A 19,025-nucleotide genomic window follows, 5' to 3' on the forward strand; every position below is an offset into this window, starting at 1 on the left:
CCGGCGACACCGATGAAGCAGGAAGACAAGGGAACCGTCGCGATCAGCCTCGTCGCGTACAGCGTCGCGCTGGCCACGCGGCGCGGCGTCGCGGCCGAGCCGCTGCTCGCGCAGGCCGGCATCGCGCCCGCGCTGCTCGGGCAGCCGCGCGCACGCGTGTCCGCGCAGCAATATGGCGCGTTGTGGAACGCCATCGCGCGCACGCTCGACGACGAGTTTTTCGGGCAGGATCGCCACCCGATGCGCAGCGGCAGCTTCATCGCGATGAGCCAGGCGGCGCTGTCCGCCCGCGACGGGCTGCACGCGATGGCGCGCGCTGTGAACTTCATGCACTGCGTGCTCGACGACCTGCACGCGGAACTCGACGCGAACCCGCAGCGCGTGCGGCTGCGTTTCGTGCACCGCAACAACAGCGCGACGCCCGCGATGTTTACGTACGCGACCTACTTCATCATCGTCTACGGGCTCACCTGCTGGCTGATCGGCCGGCGCATTCCGCTGCTGCATGCGAGCTTTCGCTGCGACACGCCGCCCGCCGATCACGAGTATCCGTCGATGTTCTGTGACGACATGCGTTTCAACGAGCCCGATTCGTATGTCGATTTCGATCCCGAATTCGCGACGCTGCCGGTGGTGCAGAACGCGAAGACGCTGAAAACGTTTCTGCGCAACGCGCCGGCCAGTTTCATCGTCAAGTACCGCAACCCGAACGCGCTCGCGCAGCGCGTGCGCGCGGTGCTGCGCGGGATGCCGCCCGCCGCGTGGCCGGGCGCGGGCGGGATGGCCGCGCGGCTGCACGTGGCCGAGGCCACGCTGCGCCGCAAGCTGCACCAGGAAGGCCACGCGTATCAGTCGATCAAGGACACGCTGCGGCGCGATCTGGCGTTCGAGGCGCTGGCCGACCCCGCCCGCACGATTGCCGATGTCGCGGCCGCCACCGGGTTCGCGGAACCGAGCGCGTTCTACCGCGCGTTTCGCAAATGGAGCGGGCGCAGCCCGGCCGACTATCGCGACGAAGTGCTCGCGCGCGGCGGCGGCGCCGGCTGAATCCGGCCGGCGCCGCCGCACCTTCGCGCTTTCCGCCGAAACCGCCTAATCTTCAAGTATCGGGCTCACGCCCTTTCCGCAAGCCGGACGGCACGCGGCCGTGCGCCGCCCGGACGTCCCGATGCGCTTTCACCGTCATGGGCCGCCGCCGGCGCCTGCCGCGCCCGACGGCCGCCCCCGTCACCCGCTGTCCGCGCGGGTCGCGCGCGCCGCGCTGTTCGCGGCGCTGCTCGTCGTGTGCGCCGCGGTCGCGGCGCCGCCATCGGCCGACGCGCCGGCCGCGCGTCCGGTCGTCGTGATTCCCGTCAACGGCGCGATCGGCCCGGCCAGCGCCGATTTCATCGTGCGTTCGCTCGACCGCGCGGCCCGCGAGCACGCACCGCTCGCGATCCTTCAGCTCGACACGCCCGGCGGCCTCGATACGTCGATGCGGCAGATCATCAAGGCCATCCTCGGCTCGCCGGTGCCGGTCGCCGCGTTCGTCGCGCCGGGCGGCGCGCGGGCGGCGAGCGCGGGCACCTACATCGTCTATGCGAGCCACTTCGCGGCGATGGCGCCCGGCACCAATCTCGGCGCGGCATCGCCCGTGCAGTTCGGCATCGGCGGCGCCGCGCCGCCGGGCGCGAACCCCGCCACGCCGCGCCCCACCGGCGCATCGGCTGCATCGGACGCGTCCGCTACGGCTGCCGCGCTGCCGACCGATACGCAATTGACCGAGATCCGCAAGGCGATGCAGGACGCTTCCGCGTACATCCGTGGCCTCGCGCAGTTGCGCGGGCGCAATGCAGAATGGGCCGAGCGCGCGGTACGCGAGGCCGTGAGCCTGTCGGCGAACGAGGCGCGCGCGCAGCACGTCGTCGACCTGATCGCGCAGGATCCGGCCGATCTCGCACGCCAGCTCGACAGCCGCACCGTGACGACCACCGCCGGCACGCTGCATCTCGCGACCGCTCACGCGCCGCTCGTCGTGCTCGCGCCCGACTGGCGCAGCCGCTTCCTCGCGATCATCGCCGACCCGAACGTCGCACTGATCCTGCTGACCATCGGCATCTACGGCCTCTTCTTCGAATTCGCGAACCCCGGTTTCGTGCTGCCGGGCGTCGCCGGCACGATCTGCCTGCTGGTCGGGCTGTTCGCGATGCAGTTGCTGCCGATCAGCTATGCGGGCCTCGGCCTCGTGCTGCTGGGGCTCGGCTGCCTCGTCGCCGAGGCCTTCCTGCCGACCTTCGGCGTGCTCGGGTTCGGCGGGATCGTGGCGTTCACGATCGGCGCGCTGATGCTGATCGACACCGACGTGCCCGGCTACGGGATTCCGTGGCCCGTGATCGCGAGCCTCGCGCTCGGCGGCGGCCTGCTCGTCGCGGGTGTGTCGAGCGTCGCGCTGCGCGCGCGGCGCCGGCCGGTCGTGACGGGCGCGGAGGCGATGCTCGGCAGCATCGGCGAAGTGCTCGACGACGGCCTGCATCCGGACCAGCCGAACGACGCGGCCGGCGCGCCGCCGTCGGCCGCCGGCTGGGCGCGCGTGCACGGCGAGCGCTGGCGCGTGGCCAGCAGCACGCCGCTGGCCGCCGGCTGCCGTGTGCGCGTCACCGGCCGCCACGGGCTGACGCTGACGGTCGCGCCGCTCTACGACATGCCTGCGCCCGCCCATCCCCAGGGAGAACCTTCATGATTGGTTACACGTTCGGCTTCAGCAGCGTCCTGGTCGTCTTCGTCGTGGTGCTGGTCGCGTCGTCGATCCGCATCTTTCGCGAATACGAACGCGGTGTCGTGTTCATGCTCGGCCGGTTCTGGAAAGTGAAGGGGCCGGGGCTCGTGCTGATCATCCCGATCGTCCAGCAGGTCGTGCGGATCGACCTGCGCACCGTCGTGTTCGACGTGCCGCCGCAGGACGTGATCACGCGCGACAACGTGTCGGTGAAGGTCAACGCCGTCGTGTATTTCCGTGTCGTCGATCCGGAGAAGGCCGTGATCCAGGTCGCGCGCTTCTTCGACGCGACGAGCCAGCTCTCGCAGACGACGCTGCGTTCGGTACTCGGCAAGCACGACCTCGACGCGCTGCTCGCCGAGCGCGAGCAACTGAACGCCGACATCCAGAAGACACTCGACGCGCAGACCGACGCGTGGGGGATCAAGGTGTCGACGGTCGAGATCAAGCACGTCGACCTGAACGAGACGATGATCCGCGCGATCGCGCGGCAGGCCGAAGCCGAACGCGAGCGGCGCGCGAAGGTGATTCATGCGGAAGGCGAATTGCAGGCGTCGGAGAAACTGCTGCAGGCCGCGCAGACGCTCGCGCGGCAGCCGCAGGCGATGCAGTTGCGCTATCTGCAGACGCTGACGACGATCGCCGCGGACAAGAATTCGACGATCGTGTTTCCGCTGCCGATCGATCTGCTGGGGGCGTTGCTGGAGCGGTTGGGGGGAAAGCGGGAGGATTAACGACGCCGAGGTCCGTATGAACGACATTCCGGCCATCGTGCAACGGAGCGTTGCACGATTCCGGCGGGCGCGGCCCGGTCGCTCAATACCCGGCTTCCCGTTGATGCCTGATCGTCAGAATCGTGACGCCATCATCATCGACCCTGTACATCACCACGTATCCGCTGTCGCCGAAATCGATCAGCCATTCGCGAAAAACCGTATCGAGTTCGTCAACGGGACGGCCGAGCCGGGGCTGTCGAACCAGAACATCGACGCCAGGACGAATCGCCTTGATCGCACGACGCGCGGCCGGCGGATCGTGGTCGGCGAGAAAACGATGAAGGCGGACAATCGCTTGCTGGGCAGTTCGCGTCCAGATCAGTCGTGACACTCGGGCGGCTCCGCTGCTTCACCGGCCTCGAGCTTCTCGAGATACGCGTCCATCTCCTCGTGCGTCACGTGCAGCCCCGTCGACTGATAATCTGCCCATGCCTGCATCGCTTCCTGCTTGAACGACTCGCGCTTTTCCTCGCGCGCCACATATTGCGCAATCGCCTCGCGCATGATCCAGTGCGGCGTGCGCCGGCGCTGTTCGGCCAGATGACGCACCCGGTCCTGAAGGGCCGGATCGAGTTTGATCGAGGTTGCCATGATAAAAAGTATCCAGAGGTATTACCTTTGAATATTGTAGGTCTGCCCTCCCTCGAAAAGCAATGTCGGATGGACGCCGGAAAGTATCCCGGCCATGGGCACGCTAGAGCCTTCCCTCCATTTCACCCCTCCATTAGGACAAATCCCCACCCCCGGGGGCTGGCGCGTTTTCCGGAACCGCCTATGATTATTACATTACTCAATGGCACATTAAATGCTGACTGAATAACGCGTGACGGCGGATGCCGGCGGGCGCATTCCGGGTCAGCGCCCCGCAAAGCATGGGACCCGAGTAAGCGCGGAAGCGCCGACTCCGGTCGACCAATGGAGACGCATCATGACCGACCACCCGCTGCCGGAAGTCCACCTCGACGAACTGCCGCAATTCCGCGCGGTCCAGCAACTGGCGTACCGCTGCGTCGAAACCGTCGGCGCGATGCTGTACCCCGGCATCACCGAGAAGGAAGCCGCGCGCCTCCTGACCGAATGGCTGCAGGACAACGGCGTGCACGACTGGCTGCACAAGCCGTTCGCGTGGTTCGGCGACCGCACCGCGTTCGAGGGCTTCTCGGGCCTCAAGCACATGGGCGGCTTCAATCTCGCGTTCTTCCCGAGCAACCGGCAGCTCGAAACCGACATGCCGGTGATCCTCGACGTCGCGCCGGTACTCGACGGCATCGTCGCCGATGTCGGCTACGCGCACTGCCTCGGCCGCAACCCGATCCTCGAGCAGTTGCAGGACGACCTGATGGACCATCGCGACATGATCGTGCGGCTCGTGAAGGCGCGACGGTCGATGGCCGAGGTCGCGCAGGAAGTCGACGCGCTGTGCCGCCGCCAGGGCGTCGAGCCGCGCCACAAGGCCTATCCGTTCAAGGTGCTCGCGCATCGCGTCGCGAAGATCCACAAGCTGTCGAAACCGCGCTTCGTCGCGCGCTTCGGGCTGAATGCGACGCGCAACCTGCTGCTCGACCAGGGCCGCGCGGCGAAGCAGCAAGGCTGGTCGCCGCTGTGGTCGATCGACCGCCGCTCCGAGCATGCGCCCGTGCCGGGCCTGTGGGCCGTCGAGCCGCATCTCGGCTTCGCCGGCGTCGGCGCGAAATTCGAGGAGCTGCTGGTGATCACCGACGACGACGCGTACTGGCTCGACGAGGACCTGCCGCACGTGCGCCGCTGGCGGCGCCGCCAGGCCGAGCGCGCGCAGGCCGTTGCAAACGTGCCGGCCGCCGCCTGACCCACCCGCTTCCTCTTCCCGACTCCCTGAACGACGGACTCACGATGCAGCCTCTTTCCGACGAAGCGCCGCTGGCCCTGTTCGAATCGGTTCACAGCGAGACGGCGGTCGCCTCCGGCGACCTGACGCTCGCGGTCCGGACCTGGGGCGACCCGGCCCGTTCGCCGATCGTGCTGGTGCACGGCTATCCCGACGACAGCAGCGTCTGGCAGCACGTCGCGCCGCTGCTCGCGCGCAAGCATTACGTGATCGCGTACGACGTGCGCGGCGCGGGCCTGTCCGGCGTGCCGAAGCGCACGGCCGACTACCATCTCGCGAAGCTGACCGACGATTTCGTCGCGGTGATCGACGCGCTCTGCCCCGGCCGCGCCGTGCACCTCGTCGCACACGACTGGGGCTCGATCCAGGGATGGGAATTCGTCACCGATCCGCGGCTCGCCGGCCGCATCGCGTCGTATACGTCGTGCTCGGGGCCGTGCCTCGACCACGTCGGCTTCTGGCTGCGCGAACGCGTGCTGCGCCCGACGCCCGCGTCGTTGACCAGGCTCGGCGGCCAGCTCGTGCGCTCGTGGTACGTGTATCTGTTCCACCTGCCGTTCGTCCCCGAGCTCGGCTGGCGGCTGTGGCTCGGCCGCGCGTGGCCGGGCCTGCTGCGCCGGCTCGAGAAAACGCCCGCCGCGCCGCGCCCGACTCAGGCCGACGACGGCGCACGCGGCGTACGCCTCTATCGCGCGAACTTCATCCGCTGCCTGTTCGCGCCGCGCGAGCGCTACGCGCACGCACCGGTGCAGACGATCGTGCCGCTCGGCGACAAGTACGTGAGCCCCGCCCTGTCCGAGAACCTGTCGCGCTGGGTGCCGCAGTACTACCGCCGCGAAGTCGCTGCCGGCCACTGGCTGCCGCTCGCCGATCCCGCGCGCTTCGCGGATCTCGCCGGGCAATTGATCGACGCGGTCGAATCCGGCAACGAACCGCCCGCGCTCGCGAACGCGCGCCGCCGCGCAACCAGCGGGCGCTTCAGCGGCAAGGTCGCGGTCGTCACCGGCGCGGGCAGCGGGATCGGCCGCTGCGCGGCGCTGGCCTTCGCACGCGAAGGCGCGACGGTCGTCGCATGCGACATCGATCTCGCGAGCGCCGAGCGCACCGCGCTGCTCATCGGGCTGATCGGCGCGCACGCGCATGCGAAACGTGTCGACGTCGGGTCCGCGGACGAAATGGAAGCGCTCGCGACCTGGGTCGGCGGCGAACTCGGCGGCGCGGACGTCATGATCAACAACGCGGGCATCGGCATGGCCGGCGGCATCCTCGACACGAGTACGCGAGACTGGGAGCGCATCGTGCACGTGAACCTGTGGGGCGTGATCCATGGCTCGCGGCTGTTCGCGCAGCAGATGGCCGCGCGCGGCACCGGCGGCCACATCGTCAATACCGCGTCGGCCGCCGCGTTCGGCCCGTCGCGCGACCTGCCCGCGTATGCGACGACGAAGGCCGCGGTGCTGATGCTCAGCGAATGCATGCGCGCGGAACTCGCGGAGAAAGGCATCGGCGTGACGGCCGTGTGCCCCGGTTTCGCGGAGACCGGAATCATGGCGTCGACGCACTACGCGGGCGCCAGCGCACAGGACGAAGCGCGGCTGCGCAAGCGCGCGACCAAGCTGTACCAGATGCGCGGCCTGAAACCCGAAACCGTCGCGCGGGCGATGGTCGACGGCGTGCTGCGCAACCGCCCCGTCGTCGCGGTGGGCGGCGAAGCGCACGCGATGCGCTTCGTCGGCCGCTTCATGCCGTGGCTGGGCCGGATGATCGCCCGCGTCAGCATGGCATCGCATTGACGGCGCACGACGCCGCACAGGGAGACAACATGACCGATACCGCCGACTACCACAAGATCAGGGCCCGGCACGTGAAGTTCGACTTCAGCGATACGCCGATCACCTGGGTGCCGAACGATCCGGGCAGCACGCACATCATCAACACGCTGAACCTGCTGTTCCCGGAAGGCGAGCTGTGGTTCTGCCGCGTGTACAACAAGGCGCTGCCGCTGATCGCCGATGCACGCCTGCGCGACGAAGCCGAAGGCTTCCTGCGGCAGGAGGCCGTGCATTCGCGTTCGCACGGCGGCGTGCTGAAGCACTACTACGACCGCCACGGCATCGACACGAAGCCGTTCACGCAGAAGCTCAACCGGCTGTTCACGCGCGTGCTCGGCGAGCAGCCGCTGGGGCTGAAGATCGGCCATACGCGCTTCTGGCTGCGCCAGCAGCTGGCCGTGATCGCGTCGCTCGAGCATTTCTTCGGCTATCTCGGCAACTGGGTGCTCAACGCGCACGGCCTCGACGAAGGCCGAGCCGACCCGACGATGGTCGATCTGCTGCGCTGGCACGGCGCCGAGGAAGTCGAGCACCGCACCGTCGCGTTCGACATCTACCGGCACCTGGGCGGCACCTATCCGGAGCGCTGCGTGCACATGGCGTTCGTGATCCTGCTGCTGCTCTACTACATCACGACCGGCGCGAAGTTCATGTACCGGCGCGACCCGGACGCCGGCCGCTACCCGGGCTTCGTGCTCGCATGGCGGCAGGGTTCGCGGCGCGGGCACCTGCCGTCGTTCTGGAAGGTGATCGGCGCGGCGCTGCGCTATTTCAAGCCGGGCTATACGCCGCACCACGAAGGCTCGACCGAGCAGGCGCTCGCCTACCTCGCGCGCTCGCCGGCCGCGCAGGCGGCCGCGCACGGCGGCAACTGGGGCACGACGAAAGGCGCGTGAGCGGGTTTCGGCCGGTTCGGCGGGCAGCGCCCGCCGAAATGCGTACAATCGCGGCTTCAATTTCCCGGAGGTACCGCGATGGCCATGAAGAAAACCGATCTCGAAAAGAACAAGGCGCTCAAGCTGACGCAAGCAATGAAGCAGTCGAACGCCACGCGTTTCGGCAAGGGCGCCGACGAAACGGCCAAGCTGGACCGCCGCGCGCAGCGCAAGCTCGACCAGGAACAGGGACTCGTGCCGTTCGCGTGCAAGCTCAACGCCGAGCTCGTCGAACAGCTGAAGGCACGCGCGGCCACGCACCCGGAAGGGATGACCGGCCTGCTGTCCGAACTGATCGTGAACGGCCTCGCGCAACGCGACGCGTAACCGCCACGTATCTCGAAATTTCCGTTGACACGGCTGCGCGGCCGCGACACACTCGTTCGCATGCCTATGCTCAAGCCCGTCGCCATCGCGCATAAAAACCGAGTGAACGCCCACCCGCGGCGATCACCGGAGGCGCTTGTGCGTTAGCATCGAGATTCAGTCACGCATGTCACAAGGCCTCGCCGGAAACGGATGAGGCCTTTTTGTTTTGGTGCGCGTCATCCCGCCCGGCTCAACGGATGGAGATGACGATGGACCAAGCAAGCCGGCTGGTTGTCTGCCCCGATCGGTGTCGCACCGATACGATCGCGTTGCCGAGAGTCGAGTTGCATTTCACGGTCGCGCCGCGCAAGACGCTGGCGTGGCGTGCGCGGCACGCCGCCGAGATCCGCGCACATGACGCGACGCTGTGGATCACGCGGCTCGGCAGCATCGACGATTACTGGCTGCGCACCGGCGACGTGCTGCGCGTGCAGCGCGGCGATCGCCTCTGGATCGGCACCGACGACGACCGGCCTGCCGAAGCGTCGATCACGACCGTGTACGTGATGCAGCGCGTTACATGGCTTGCGCGTGCGCTCGCATGGATGCGCGACCGGCTGGGCAAGCGATGGCGGGGTCGCGCATGACGCACGCATCGCTGCGCATCCGATCCAGGTGCGCCGCGACATCGTGAAACACCGCATGCGCGCGGCAACGCATCGCCCGCGCATATCTCGAAAATAGTCGTTGACAACGCCGCACGCCGACAACAAAATCGTTCGCATGCCTACGTTCAAGCTCATCGCCATCGCGATTCATTGCCCGGTGAACATTCGAAAGAATGGATCACGGGAGGCGCTTGTGCGTTAGCAATCGAGCAGTACCGCATGTCACACAAGGCCTCGCCGGAAACGGATGAGGCCTTTTTGTTCTGGTGCACGTCATCCGTCCGGCTCACTGAATGGAGCAGACGATGGACCAGGCAAGCCCGCTGTTTGAACGCCGCGATCGGCGCCACGCCGGCACGATCGCGTTACCGACCGTCGTGATCCGCTTCGCGGTCGCGCCGCGCACGACGATGACCTGGCGCGCGCCGCAGGACGCGGAAATCCGCGCGCACGGCGCGGCGCTGTGGATCACCCGGCCGCCGAGCATCGACGATTACTGGGTGCGGCCCGGCGAGGTGCTGCGCATCGCGCGCGGCGAGCGCATCTGGCTCGGCACCGATGCCGACCGGTCGGCCGAAGCGACGATCACGACCGCGTACGTGCGGCGCGGCGAACGCGTCAGGCGCATGCTCGCGCAAGTGCAACGTTTGCTCGTCGGGGTAGGGAGAAGGAGCGGATGAGCGACGCGCCGTTACGCACGCGATACGCGGGACGGCCGCGACCGGAAACGGACGCACCCGCGGCACAACGCGCCGCAGGTGCGCATCGAAGGACGCGGCACGCCGGTGCGTGCCGCGAGCGATCGCGCGCCGTGCGCAGCAACGGGATGCAGCAGGTGCATCAGGTGCTGGCGGCGAGACGCGGGCCCGTGCTCCGGGGCGTGGAATCAAGGTCGGGGCGTTGCGCGGCCTGCGAGGTCACCCACGGATCGATGCCCTGCTTCTGCACCTCTTCGAGGAATGACACACGTGTGCGCCAGTAATCCGCCTGTAATTTCGCATCGATGACGCGCTGTTCGGCTGTGAACAGTTCCATGCGCGCCGTCACGAGCATCGACGCGGCGGTTTTTTCCGGCGTGGGGGCGTGTCGCATCGCCCAGCGGCTGATCCAGTTCAACATGCTGACCTCCGTGATTACGGACGAACCCGCATCGGGCAATCGCAATCGGCCGTGCCTGACCGGCCGTGCCTGCCCAATCGCGCAACGGCCTTGACCGCCATGCACCGCCTGGCCTGCACGGACTGCGACTCCCCCGCATCGGCAATTACCGGCCGGCGCGTGTATGCGCGGTGTATCTATCCTAGAAAGACTTGCCGGTTTACGCGATGGGGTCTTGCAATCTTTTACACAGAAACCACAGTCGCCCCCGCATCGCGAAATGGCAGTTGCGGACGGGACGGCTTCGGCGCACGATTGCCCGATACCTGCAACCGCCTGGACTGACGAATGGCCGCTGCACGCCGCTGCCGCGCGCACGCACCGGCCGCGCACGTACGTTCGCATGCGTGCCTCACCTGCGCCGCCTGCGCCGCGTTCGTGCAGCATGCGGGCACTCCGTTTCAGTCGCATGTCATCGCGCACCGGCCGCGTGCGACGTTGCCGGCGTGCCGTTGCGCACGCATCGGCTGGTGTCGCCCGCCTGCCCCGCGCCCCTTCCGCTCGCTTCCACCGCTTCGACCATTTCAGCCATTTCTGCCGGCCCGTGCCGCGCGAACCGGTAAAATGCGCGCCTTCGTCGCGCGGGCGGGCTGCCCAACCGTTCGCGCGCAGGCAACCGATCGTGCCCCCCAACTATATCGTCCGAGCTATCCGCGCTATTACAATCCGCCGATAGCCGGACAATAGTGGCTGGTTACAGTGAGCCGGCCGCACTGCCTTTACAACAATTCGGCACAACAATCAACACGACAACCCGACCGGAGAAACGCGTTCATGGAATCCATCAAGCGGTATTTCGGCTTCGCTGAAGCCGGCACCGACTTCCGCACCGAAATACTCGCGGGCGTCACCACGTTCCTGACGATGGCCTACATCATCTTCGTCAACCCCGCGATCCTCGGCGACGCCGGCATGCCGAAGGAATCCGTGTTCGTCGCGACCTGCCTCGTCGCGGCGCTGGCGTCGGTCATCATGGGGCTGTACGCGAACTACCCGATCGCCTGCGCGCCCGGCATGGGCCTGAACGCGTATTTCGCGTATACGGTCGTCAAGGGGATGGGCTTCACGTGGCAGGCCGCGCTCGGCGCCGTGTTCATTTCCGGCTGCCTGTTCCTGCTCGTCACGCTGTTCCGCGTGCGCGAGGCGATCGTCAACGGCATTCCGAAATCGCTGCGGATCTCCATTACCGCCGGTATCGGCCTGTTCCTCGGCATCATCTCGCTGAAGACGTCGGGCGTGATCGTCGGCAATCCGGCCACGCTCGTCACGCTCGGCGATCTGCACAAGCACGACACGATCCTCGCGATCGTCGGCTTCTTCACGATCGTCACGCTCGACCACCTGCGCGTGCGCGGCGCGATCCTGATCGGCATCATCGGCGTGACGATCCTGTCGTTCTTCTTCGGCGACAACCAGTTCCACGGCGTGTTCTCCGCGCCGCCGTCGATCGATGCGACGCTGTTCAAGCTCGACATCCGCGCCGCGCTGTCGACCGGCATCATCAACGTGATCCTCGTGTTCTTCCTCGTCGAACTGTTCGACGCGACGGGCACGCTGATGGGCGTCGCGAATCGCGCGGGCCTGCTCGTCGAGGGCAAGATGAACCGCCTGAACAAGGCGCTGCTCGCCGACAGCACGGCAATCGTCGCGGGCTCGGTGCTCGGCACGTCGTCGACCACCGCGTATATCGAAAGCGCGTCGGGCGTGCAAGCGGGCGGCCGCACCGGCGTGACGGCCATCACCGTCGCGGTGCTGTTCCTCGCGTGCCTGTTCATCGCGCCGCTCGCCGGCGTGGTGCCGGCCTACGCAACCGCGCCCGCGCTGCTGTACGTGTCGTGCCTGATGCTGCGCGAGATGGTCGAGGTGCCGTGGGACGATGCGACGGAAGCCGTGCCGGCCGCGCTGACCGCGCTGCTGATGCCGTTCACGTACTCGATCGCGAACGGTGTCGCGTTCGGCTTCATCGCATACGGCGGCCTCAAGCTGCTGACGGGCCAGGCCCGCACGGTCAAGCCGATCGTATGGATCATCGCGGCCGTGTTCCTGTTTCGCTTCTTCTATCTCGGCAGCGAGTAAGCGAAGCGCATCGCTGCGCCGCGCGATGAAATGAAAAAACGCCACCTTCGGGTGGCGTTTTCGTTTTCGCACGATTCTTCCGCGATCCTCACGAATCGACGCGCATGATCCTGCCGACGCTCGGGCCATCCCGCGCGGCCCGCATACGAAAATGCCGCCCGGCCCCGCCGAACGGCATTGCGTGAAGGCAACGTCTTCGCGTGCGCCGCTCGGATGTGCGCGCCGCCAGACGTGCGTCGTGTCATCCTCGCCAGTTGGCCTCGTAGAAACGCACGTAGCCGCTGCGCAGCGTCACGCATTGCGCGCGCGTTTCCGACAGCAGGCGCCGCGCGGCCGCCTCGATGCGCTCGCGGTGCTGGTCGAATGCGCCGACCATGTCCTCGAAGCGGGGCGATGCCGCGCCGAAGTGGTCTTCCAGCGCCTCGGCGGTGATCTGACATTGGACGCGCTCGCCATTGACCAGTGCCGTGAACGCCAGCATCAGGTCACGCCCCGAATACTCCGGCTTCTCGTTCGTGAAATGGATCTGCATGGAGCCGCCTCGACCGGTAGAAAACGAATGACCGCGTCCGTCGTCCGCTACCGGCCGGACGAAATGTACGCGGGCTCGCCGGCGGAGGCCCCGACCGCGGAGTGTGGCGCGGTCGATGCATGCCGGTTGAATTCCACTTTAGACGGTTTCGCGCGGGAGACAAAAATTTCGGTGTGCGTCGTTCCGACGCGCATTTCGTCTGATCTGCGCGGCATCCGGCACCGTTTCGCAAACGGGCGTCAGTGCGGATCGGTCGGCCAGACGTTGAGCGCGATCGCGGCGGTCGTGACGCCCACCGCAATCGCGGCCGCTCCGTATCTCACCGCGTCGGTCAGGTCGAACAGCAATCCGTGGATCGCCACGGCAATGCCGCCCAGCATGATGAAGGTGGCGATGGCCGCCAGCACGACTCTCAGTTCCGCCCGAACCATGATGCGTCTCCCGAACGGATGCATGTCGCGTCGCATGCTTGTTGCAGTGCGGAACACGGCGCGTGCGTGCTCCATTTCCATCATTGCAGGCGGGCGCTTAAAAGCAAGGGGATTTTGTTCGCGGTCGCACATCGCACGTGGCGCTTGTATGATGATGCGTACCCGGACGGTCGGCTGTCGCGCCGAATGGTGCACCGCGAGCGGAGCCGCACTCCGCCGCCGATTCCGATCCGGCCGGCTCCAACGGCCCCGGGAACAGGAGACAAACCATGCCGCAATCCTTCGTGCTGCCCGCCACCGTGGGGCGTACCGACCTGCTCGCGCAGGCGCATGCGCGTTCGACCGCGGTCGGCCTGCGCGCGCACGAACGCCCCGATTTCTCGCCGCTGTCGCGTCTCGCGCTGCGCGAACTGCTCGACACGAACCACACGCTGTTCTCGCACGCACGCCCGGTGATGGAGGATCTCCACGCGCAGATCGCCGAGACGCAAAGCCTCGTGCTGCTGACCGATGCCGACGGCGTGATCCTGCACAGCATCGGCGACGCGGACTTCATCGAGAAAGCGAACCGCGTCGCACTGTGCAACGGCGTGTCGTGGGCCGAAGGCGCACGCGGCACCAATGCGATCGGCACCGCGCTCGCATCGGGCCAGGCCGTCGTCGTGCACGGCTCCGAACATTTCCTGCGCGCCAACCACATCCTCACCTGCGCGTGCGCGCCGATCGTCGATCCGTTCGGCCGCACGCTCGGCACGCTCGACGTGAGCGGCGACCCGCGCGGCTCCAGCCCGCATACGCTCGCGCTCGTGCGGATGTCCGCCCAACTGATCGAGAACCACCTGTTCGCGAACCAGTGCGGCGAAGCGCTGCGGCTGCGCTTTCACGCACACGAGGATTGCGTCGATTCGCTGTTCGCGGGGCTCGTCGCCTTCGGCCCCGACGGCGGGCTGATCGCCGCGAACCGCAGCGCCCAGTTCCAGCTCGGCGCGTCGTTCGACGCACTGCAGCACCAGGCCAGCGACGCGTTGTTCGGCATGCGCTTCGGCCAGCTCGCGCAGCAGGCCGCGCGCGCGCCGGGCGCCACGTTCCGCCTCACGCTGTCGACCGGCGTGCGCGTGCTCGCTCGCTGCGAATTCCCGGAAGCGCAGAAAACGACCGTCGCCGTCACGCCGCCCGCGCCGGCCGCACGCGTGCGCGCGCCGGACCCCGATGCGATCACGTTCGCGACGCTCGACACCGGCGACGCGCGCATGGCCGCCGTGCTCGAACGCGTCGCGAAGATCCGCGGGCGCGACCTGCCGCTGCTGATCCTCGGCCAGACCGGCACCGGCAAGGAATGGCTTGCCCGCGCGCTGCATCAGGCGTCGCCGCGCGCGGACGGCCCGTTCGTCGCGGTCAACTGCGCGGCGCTGCCCGATTCGCTGATCGAGGCCGAGCTGTTCGGCTATGAAGACGGCGCGTTCACGGGCGCGCGCAAGCGCGGCAGCCCCGGCAAGATCGTGCAGGCCGACGGCGGCACGCTGTTTCTCGACGAAATCGGCGACATGCCGCTCGCGCAGCAGGTGCGGCTGATGCGCGTGCTGCAGGAGCGCGCGGTGATGCCGCTCGGCGGCGCACGCGCGGTGCCGGTCGACGTGCGCGTGGTCTGCGCGACCCACCGCGATCTGCGCGCGATGATCGCGGACGGCACGTTCCGCGAAGACCTGTTCTACCGGATCAACGGGCTCGCGGTCACGCTGCCGGCGCTCGCCGCACGCACCGACCTGCCGGCGCTCGTCGAGCGGATCCTCGCGCGGCTCGCGCGCAGCGAGCCGATGCCGCGCCGCCTCTCGGCCGACGTGCTCGACGCGTTCGCGCGCCACCGCTGGCCCGGCAACCTGCGGCAGATGACCAACGTGCTGCGCACGGCCGGCATGCTCGCCGACGGCGAAGCCGAGATCGCGCTCGCGCATTTGCCCGACGATTTCTGGCTCGACTGCGACGACGCCGCGGCTGCACCGGAAGCCGCCACGCCGGCCGGCAAGCGCGAAGGCACGACGCTGCAAAGCCACCAGGCCGCGATGATCGACGCGGTGCTCGCGCGGCATGGCGGCAACGTATCGGCGGCCGCGCGCGAACTCGGCCTCGCGCGCAACACCGTGTACCGGTATCTGCGACGCCACTGACGCCCACGGCTGGCGGCCGTCGGCCGCCGGCGGGTTCGGGTATGCTTGGCGCGTTGCCGCCGAACCGCTGCCCGCTTCAGTCATGACCGATCCAGAACACCCGCCCCTCGTGCGCATCGAGCCGCTCGGCGCACGCTTCGACGCGCCCGATTCGCTGACGGTGCTCGAAGCCGCCGCGTTCGCACGCGTGTCGCTGCCGCGTTCGTGCCGCAACGGCACGTGCCGAAGCTGCCTGTGCAGGATCGTCAGCGGAAGCGTACGCTACACGATCGAATGGCCGGGGCTGAGCCGCGAGGAAAAGGCCGACGGCTATACGCTGCCGTGCGTGGCCGTCGCAACGTCGGACCTCGTGCTCGACGTGCCCGACGCCGTCATGCTCGACTAGACACGGCGCGCCAGCGCGCGTCGACCTGCAACGCTCGATTCTGCATGGAGAACGCGATGATCCAGCAAACCGATCGCATCGAAAAACAGGCGCTGCTCGGCGCCTCGCCCGACCGCGTCTGGGCAGCCGTCAGCAATTCCGGCGAATTCGGCCAGTGGTTCGGCGTCTCGTTCGACGGCCCGTTCGAGGCCGGCCAGCCGCTGTTCGGCCGCATCACGCCCACCCGCGTCGACGACGACGTCGCGAAGGCGCAGGAGCCCTATGCGGGCACCGCGTTCGAAATCGTCGTCGATCGTATCGAGCCGCGGCAACTGTTCTCGTTCCGCTGGCACCCGTTCGCGATCGACCCGCATGTCGATTACGCATCCGAGCCGATGACGCTCGTCACGTTCACGCTCGCGGCGCAGGCCGGCGGCACGCTGCTCACGGTCACCGAAACGGGTTTCGACCAGTTGATCGAGGCGCGTCGCGCGACGGCGCGCGAAATGAACGACCAGGGCTGGGCCGCGCAGATGACGCTGATCGCGAAGTATCTGGCGCTGCCCGCGTAGCGCGCCGCTACGCCGCACGTTCGGGCCGGCCGGCGAATCGACGTGCGTGGCATAATCGGCGGCATCGTCGCCCACCCGCCGCGCATCGCATGCTGAGTCGTCGTCTCCGGAAGATCGGCAGTCTGATCGGGATGCTCTTCATCCTGATGACGGCGCTCGCACCGACGATCTCGCAGGCGCTGACCACGCAAGGCCGCGTCGACGCGCTGCTGGCCGGTTACTGTTCGTCCGCGCCGGCCTCCGGCGACCGCTCCGCCGATGCGTCGATGAAAAGCCTGCAGGCGCATCTCCACGCATGCGGCTACTGCAGCCTGCTTGCTCATACTCCCGCCCTGCCTGCGCCCGAACTGACGTTCGCGGCCCACGTGCATGCGATCGAGCATCGCGCGGCGACCCGCTTCGAAAGCCTGCGCCGCGCGCTGCCGCTCACGGCCGCGCAACCGCGCGCTCCGCCATTCGCGTCCTGATCCGTCGTCATTGCGCGTGATGCCGTCGTGCATCGCGTAGCCTGCGCACGCCGCCCGCGTGCGCGACATGCCACGTTTCGAAGGACGATCATGTCTCACCATGCTGCGCGCGGCGTCGTGCCGTGCGCGTGGTCGGCCGCCGCCGGTCCGGATTACCGCGCCCGCATTCGCCCGCATGCGAATGTCCGGCAGCGCACGGCCGCGCCAACCGCCGCCGGCATCGATGCCGCTCGCGCGGCCGTCCGTCGAATCCGTCTTTTCCATCCGATTCGTCACTCGCTCATCCAGCCATGAAAACCACCACTTTCGTTCGCGGCGCACTCGCCGCACTCGGCTTCGTCGTCATCCAGGCCGCCCATGCGCATGCGCTCCCGAAAACACAGGACCCGGCCCCCGGCGCCACGCTGTCGAGCGCGCCGCACGCGGTCACGATCGACTTCGGCGAGGCGCTCGAGCCTGCGTTCAGCTCGATCGCCGTGACCGACAGCCAGGGGCAGTCGGTCGTCGACGGGAAGTCGGCCGTCGACGCCGGCAACCGGAAGCGGATGCGCGTCGCACTGACCGGCCTGAAAGCCGGCACCTACACGGTCGCGTGGATCGCGGTGGCCAGCGACGGCCATCGCACGCACGGCCGCTACGCATTCACGCTGAAGTAACGCACGCGATGCGCATCGGCGCGCCGTGCCGATCGCATTCGCATCGATGCCCCAGGGCATCGCACCGATCAGGAGAACAAACGATGAAACGCTCGATTTCGACCAGCATGCTCATGGTACTGGCGCTGCATGCCCCAGCCACGTTCGCCGCGCCGGCCATACAGGCCGATGCGTGCTGGATCCGCACGATGCCGGCGACGGTGCCGTCCTCCGGCTACTTCACGCTGAAGAACAACGGCGACGCGCCCGCGACGCTCATCGGTATCGACACGCCCGCATACGGGATGGCGATGGTGCATGAAACGCAGACGAGCGGCAGCACCGCGAAGATGGTCCACGTCGACTCGGTCGTCGTGCCCGCGCACGGCACGGTCAGCTTCAAACCGAAGCGCTATCACGTGATGCTGGAAGCGCCGCGCCAGGCCGTCGCGCCCGGCGCGAAGGTGCCGTTCCGGCTGCGTTTCGCGGACGGCTCGGCCGTGTCCGTGACCTGCGACGCGAAGGCGCCGACCTACGCCGGCCAGTAACGCCGCCTGCCCCTCGACCGAAGGAGACGCACATGAAAGACCGCCTGCCGCTGGCCGACCTGATCGTTCGCTACCGGACGCCGCTGAATGTCGCGGTACTGATCGTCTGCGGCTCATGGGCCGCGTGGATCGCGTGGATGACGCGGCCCGCCGCCATCGATACGCCGCCGCCGATTCCCGCGTACTGCATGCGCGACGCGCGCTGACGCGTCGCGACGGCACGGTTCCGGCGGCGGCCCGCGCCATTATTGGCGTGGCATCATCGCATCATCCCGACCGCCGCAACCGCCTCCCGGAGCGCCGCATGTCCATTCAGACCTGGATGCTGTTTGCCGCAGCCTATCTCGCCACGACGCTGTCGCCGGGGCCCAACGTGCTGCTCGTGATCCGCAACACGGTGCGCTACGGCACGCACGGCACCGTCGCGACGATCGCCGGCAATCTCGTCGCGCAGGGCGTGGTCGTGCTGCTGGTCGCGCTCGGCGTCGGCGCGCTGCTGGCGGCGATGCCGCCGCTGTTCGTCGCGATGAAGGTGGGCGGCGCCGCGTATCTGATGGTCCTGGGTGTGCGGCAGTTGCGCGGCGACCGCAAGGCCGCCGCATCGAGCGATGCGGCGAGGAGCATCGTGCCCGATCGCCGGAAGCTGTTCCGCGAAGCGCTGTTCGTGTCGGGCAGCAATCCGAAGACGATGATCTTCCTGTCCGCGTTCATGCCGCAGTTCATCGTGCACGACCGCCCGCTCGCGCTGCAGTTCGTCGTGATGTACGCGACGATCGCCTGCACGGTCGTGATCGTTCACAGCGTCTATTCGGCCGGCGTGCGCCGCCTGCATCGCGGCTTCGGCATGAGCCGCGCGGTGCGCGCGCTCAAGCGCGCGAGCGGGCTGCTGTTCGTCGGGCTCGGCATCAAGCTGCTGACCGCGCGGCAGGCGTAAGCCG

At 68.1% G+C, this 19,025-nt stretch carries 23 protein-coding genes; 18 read left to right on the forward strand and 5 right to left on the reverse strand.

Going from position 1 to position 19,025, the window contains the following annotated elements; all coding sequences use genetic code 11:
• Positions 1-12 precede the first annotated feature (12 nt).
• The 3 genes from HWX09_RS28015 (at position 13) to HWX09_RS28025 (ending at position 3,489) form a co-directional block, all read left to right on the forward strand.
• Positions 13-1,047 carry an AraC family transcriptional regulator gene (locus HWX09_RS28015; RefSeq protein ID WP_027781216.1) on the forward strand — a complete coding sequence of 345 codons (1,035 nt, stop codon included), beginning with the start codon at positions 13-15 and terminating at the stop codon, positions 1,045-1,047.
• A gap of 121 nt (positions 1,048-1,168) precedes the next feature.
• On the forward strand, positions 1,169-2,719 hold the full coding sequence (locus HWX09_RS28020; protein ID WP_027781217.1) for a nodulation protein NfeD: 1,551 nt from the start codon (positions 1,169-1,171) through the stop codon (positions 2,717-2,719).
• Positions 2,716-3,489 (forward strand): slipin family protein, encoded by a 774-nt coding sequence (locus tag HWX09_RS28025; protein WP_027781218.1) that lies wholly within the window; start codon positions 2,716-2,718, stop codon positions 3,487-3,489. Before HWX09_RS28020 ends, HWX09_RS28025 begins: the two co-directional genes overlap by 4 nt.
• Before the next feature lie 82 nt (positions 3,490-3,571).
• Here the strand turns inward: HWX09_RS28025 and HWX09_RS28030 are convergent, their stop codons facing one another.
• Together HWX09_RS28030 and HWX09_RS28035 are read right to left on the reverse strand one after the other, a co-directional pair.
• Positions 3,572-3,862 carry a type II toxin-antitoxin system RelE/ParE family toxin gene (locus HWX09_RS28030; protein WP_080681175.1) on the reverse strand — a complete coding sequence of 97 codons (291 nt, stop codon included), beginning with the start codon at positions 3,860-3,862 and terminating at the stop codon, positions 3,572-3,574.
• Positions 3,850-4,122: a CopG family ribbon-helix-helix protein gene (locus HWX09_RS28035; RefSeq protein ID WP_027781220.1), complete on the reverse strand. Its 273-nt coding sequence runs from the start codon at positions 4,120-4,122 to the stop codon at positions 3,850-3,852. The genes HWX09_RS28030 and HWX09_RS28035 overlap by 13 nt, the downstream gene beginning before the upstream one ends.
• 337 nt (positions 4,123-4,459) lie before the next feature.
• On the opposite strand from HWX09_RS28035, the gene HWX09_RS28040 reads away from it, so the two are divergent.
• The 6 genes from HWX09_RS28040 (at position 4,460) to HWX09_RS28065 (ending at position 9,819) form a co-directional block, all read left to right on the forward strand.
• Entirely contained in the window at positions 4,460-5,356 is an 897-nt protein-coding gene (locus tag HWX09_RS28040) for a M24 family metallopeptidase (protein WP_027781221.1), read from the forward strand.
• Positions 5,357-5,400: 44 nt separating this feature from the next.
• Positions 5,401-7,188 (forward strand): SDR family oxidoreductase, encoded by a 1,788-nt coding sequence (locus tag HWX09_RS28045; RefSeq protein WP_027781222.1) that lies wholly within the window; start codon positions 5,401-5,403, stop codon positions 7,186-7,188.
• 29 nt (positions 7,189-7,217) lie between these two features.
• A complete protein-coding gene (locus HWX09_RS28050) occupies positions 7,218-8,123 on the forward strand; it encodes a metal-dependent hydrolase (protein ID WP_027781223.1) in 906 nt (301 codons plus the stop codon).
• 78 nt (positions 8,124-8,201) lie between these two features.
• Positions 8,202-8,489, forward strand: a complete 288-nt coding sequence (locus HWX09_RS28055) for a hypothetical protein (RefSeq protein ID WP_027781224.1) — start codon at positions 8,202-8,204, stop codon at positions 8,487-8,489.
• Between the two features lie 251 nt (positions 8,490-8,740).
• Positions 8,741-9,118 carry a DUF2917 domain-containing protein gene (locus HWX09_RS28060; RefSeq protein WP_027781225.1) on the forward strand — a complete coding sequence of 126 codons (378 nt, stop codon included), beginning with the start codon at positions 8,741-8,743 and terminating at the stop codon, positions 9,116-9,118.
• 326 nt (positions 9,119-9,444) lie between these two features.
• The gene (locus HWX09_RS28065; protein WP_027781226.1) at positions 9,445-9,819 is read left to right on the forward strand and encodes a DUF2917 domain-containing protein; all 375 of its coding nucleotides are present in this window, start codon (positions 9,445-9,447) and stop codon (positions 9,817-9,819) included.
• Between the two features lie 160 nt (positions 9,820-9,979).
• Here the strand turns inward: HWX09_RS28065 and HWX09_RS28070 are convergent, their stop codons facing one another.
• On the reverse strand, positions 9,980-10,258 hold the full coding sequence (locus HWX09_RS28070) for a hypothetical protein (RefSeq protein ID WP_027781227.1): 279 nt from the start codon (positions 10,256-10,258) through the stop codon (positions 9,980-9,982).
• Between the two features lie 813 nt (positions 10,259-11,071).
• On the opposite strand from HWX09_RS28070, the gene HWX09_RS28075 reads away from it, so the two are divergent.
• Positions 11,072-12,373, forward strand: coding sequence for an NCS2 family permease (locus HWX09_RS28075; RefSeq protein WP_027781228.1), 1,302 nt, complete (start codon positions 11,072-11,074; stop codon positions 12,371-12,373).
• A 241-nt stretch (positions 12,374-12,614) separates the two neighbouring features.
• Here HWX09_RS28075 and HWX09_RS28080 read toward each other — a convergent pair whose 3' ends face one another.
• Positions 12,615-12,905: a DUF1488 domain-containing protein gene (locus HWX09_RS28080; RefSeq protein WP_027781229.1), complete on the reverse strand. Its 291-nt coding sequence runs from the start codon at positions 12,903-12,905 to the stop codon at positions 12,615-12,617.
• 239 nt (positions 12,906-13,144) lie between these two features.
• Positions 13,145-13,420, reverse strand: coding sequence for a DUF2964 family protein (locus HWX09_RS28085; protein ID WP_249189237.1), 276 nt, complete (start codon positions 13,418-13,420; stop codon positions 13,145-13,147).
• Between the two features lie 185 nt (positions 13,421-13,605).
• On the opposite strand from HWX09_RS28085, the gene HWX09_RS28090 reads away from it, so the two are divergent.
• From HWX09_RS28090 to HWX09_RS28125, 8 genes are all read left to right on the forward strand, one after another.
• On the forward strand, positions 13,606-15,501 hold the full coding sequence (locus HWX09_RS28090) for a sigma-54-dependent Fis family transcriptional regulator (protein WP_027781230.1): 1,896 nt from the start codon (positions 13,606-13,608) through the stop codon (positions 15,499-15,501).
• 82 nt (positions 15,502-15,583) lie between these two features.
• Positions 15,584-15,886: a 2Fe-2S iron-sulfur cluster-binding protein gene (locus HWX09_RS28095; RefSeq protein WP_027781231.1), complete on the forward strand. Its 303-nt coding sequence runs from the start codon at positions 15,584-15,586 to the stop codon at positions 15,884-15,886.
• 56 nt (positions 15,887-15,942) lie between these two features.
• On the forward strand, positions 15,943-16,437 hold the full coding sequence (locus tag HWX09_RS28100; RefSeq protein WP_027781232.1) for an SRPBCC family protein: 495 nt from the start codon (positions 15,943-15,945) through the stop codon (positions 16,435-16,437).
• A gap of 89 nt (positions 16,438-16,526) precedes the next feature.
• Positions 16,527-16,904, forward strand: a complete 378-nt coding sequence (locus tag HWX09_RS28105; protein ID WP_027781233.1) for a DUF2946 domain-containing protein — start codon at positions 16,527-16,529, stop codon at positions 16,902-16,904.
• Positions 16,905-17,194: 290 nt separating this feature from the next.
• Positions 17,195-17,560, forward strand: a complete 366-nt coding sequence (locus HWX09_RS28110; protein ID WP_027781234.1) for a copper resistance protein CopC — start codon at positions 17,195-17,197, stop codon at positions 17,558-17,560.
• An 83-nt stretch (positions 17,561-17,643) separates the two neighbouring features.
• Positions 17,644-18,087, forward strand: coding sequence for a copper chaperone PCu(A)C (locus HWX09_RS28115; RefSeq protein WP_027781235.1), 444 nt, complete (start codon positions 17,644-17,646; stop codon positions 18,085-18,087).
• Positions 18,088-18,119: 32 nt separating this feature from the next.
• Positions 18,120-18,293, forward strand: a complete 174-nt coding sequence (locus tag HWX09_RS28120; protein WP_175888610.1) for a hypothetical protein — start codon at positions 18,120-18,122, stop codon at positions 18,291-18,293.
• A 98-nt stretch (positions 18,294-18,391) separates the two neighbouring features.
• Complete coding sequence (locus HWX09_RS28125) at positions 18,392-19,021, forward strand: LysE family translocator (protein WP_027781236.1); 630 nt, start codon at positions 18,392-18,394, stop codon at positions 19,019-19,021.
• The last annotated feature ends 4 nt before the right edge of the window (positions 19,022-19,025 follow it).

Source organism: Burkholderia sp. BCC1208, assembly GCF_902833095.1.
GTDB lineage: Bacteria > Pseudomonadota > Gammaproteobacteria > Burkholderiales > Burkholderiaceae > Burkholderia.

Coding starts and splice junctions, on each gene's coding strand:
- HWX09_RS28015 (WP_027781216.1), top strand. CDS start 13: ATGAAGCAGGAAGACAAGGGAACCGTCGCGATCAGCCTCGTCGCGTAC.
- HWX09_RS28020 (WP_027781217.1), top strand. CDS start 1,169: ATGCGCTTTCACCGTCATGGGCCGCCGCCGGCGCCTGCCGCGCCCGAC.
- HWX09_RS28025 (WP_027781218.1), top strand. CDS start 2,716: ATGATTGGTTACACGTTCGGCTTCAGCAGCGTCCTGGTCGTCTTCGTC.
- HWX09_RS28035 (WP_027781220.1), bottom strand. CDS start 4,122: ATGGCAACCTCGATCAAACTCGATCCGGCCCTTCAGGACCGGGTGCGT.
- HWX09_RS28040 (WP_027781221.1), top strand. CDS start 4,460: ATGACCGACCACCCGCTGCCGGAAGTCCACCTCGACGAACTGCCGCAA.
- HWX09_RS28045 (WP_027781222.1), top strand. CDS start 5,401: ATGCAGCCTCTTTCCGACGAAGCGCCGCTGGCCCTGTTCGAATCGGTT.
- HWX09_RS28050 (WP_027781223.1), top strand. CDS start 7,218: ATGACCGATACCGCCGACTACCACAAGATCAGGGCCCGGCACGTGAAG.
- HWX09_RS28055 (WP_027781224.1), top strand. CDS start 8,202: ATGGCCATGAAGAAAACCGATCTCGAAAAGAACAAGGCGCTCAAGCTG.
- HWX09_RS28060 (WP_027781225.1), top strand. CDS start 8,741: ATGGACCAAGCAAGCCGGCTGGTTGTCTGCCCCGATCGGTGTCGCACC.
- HWX09_RS28065 (WP_027781226.1), top strand. CDS start 9,445: ATGGACCAGGCAAGCCCGCTGTTTGAACGCCGCGATCGGCGCCACGCC.
- HWX09_RS28070 (WP_027781227.1), bottom strand. CDS start 10,258: ATGTTGAACTGGATCAGCCGCTGGGCGATGCGACACGCCCCCACGCCG.
- HWX09_RS28075 (WP_027781228.1), top strand. CDS start 11,072: ATGGAATCCATCAAGCGGTATTTCGGCTTCGCTGAAGCCGGCACCGAC.
- HWX09_RS28080 (WP_027781229.1), bottom strand. CDS start 12,905: ATGCAGATCCATTTCACGAACGAGAAGCCGGAGTATTCGGGGCGTGAC.
- HWX09_RS28085 (WP_249189237.1), bottom strand. CDS start 13,420: ATGATGGAAATGGAGCACGCACGCGCCGTGTTCCGCACTGCAACAAGC.
- HWX09_RS28090 (WP_027781230.1), top strand. CDS start 13,606: ATGCCGCAATCCTTCGTGCTGCCCGCCACCGTGGGGCGTACCGACCTG.
- HWX09_RS28095 (WP_027781231.1), top strand. CDS start 15,584: ATGACCGATCCAGAACACCCGCCCCTCGTGCGCATCGAGCCGCTCGGC.
- HWX09_RS28100 (WP_027781232.1), top strand. CDS start 15,943: ATGATCCAGCAAACCGATCGCATCGAAAAACAGGCGCTGCTCGGCGCC.
- HWX09_RS28105 (WP_027781233.1), top strand. CDS start 16,527: ATGCTGAGTCGTCGTCTCCGGAAGATCGGCAGTCTGATCGGGATGCTC.
- HWX09_RS28110 (WP_027781234.1), top strand. CDS start 17,195: ATGAAAACCACCACTTTCGTTCGCGGCGCACTCGCCGCACTCGGCTTC.
- HWX09_RS28115 (WP_027781235.1), top strand. CDS start 17,644: ATGAAACGCTCGATTTCGACCAGCATGCTCATGGTACTGGCGCTGCAT.
- HWX09_RS28120 (WP_175888610.1), top strand. CDS start 18,120: ATGAAAGACCGCCTGCCGCTGGCCGACCTGATCGTTCGCTACCGGACG.
- HWX09_RS28125 (WP_027781236.1), top strand. CDS start 18,392: ATGTCCATTCAGACCTGGATGCTGTTTGCCGCAGCCTATCTCGCCACG.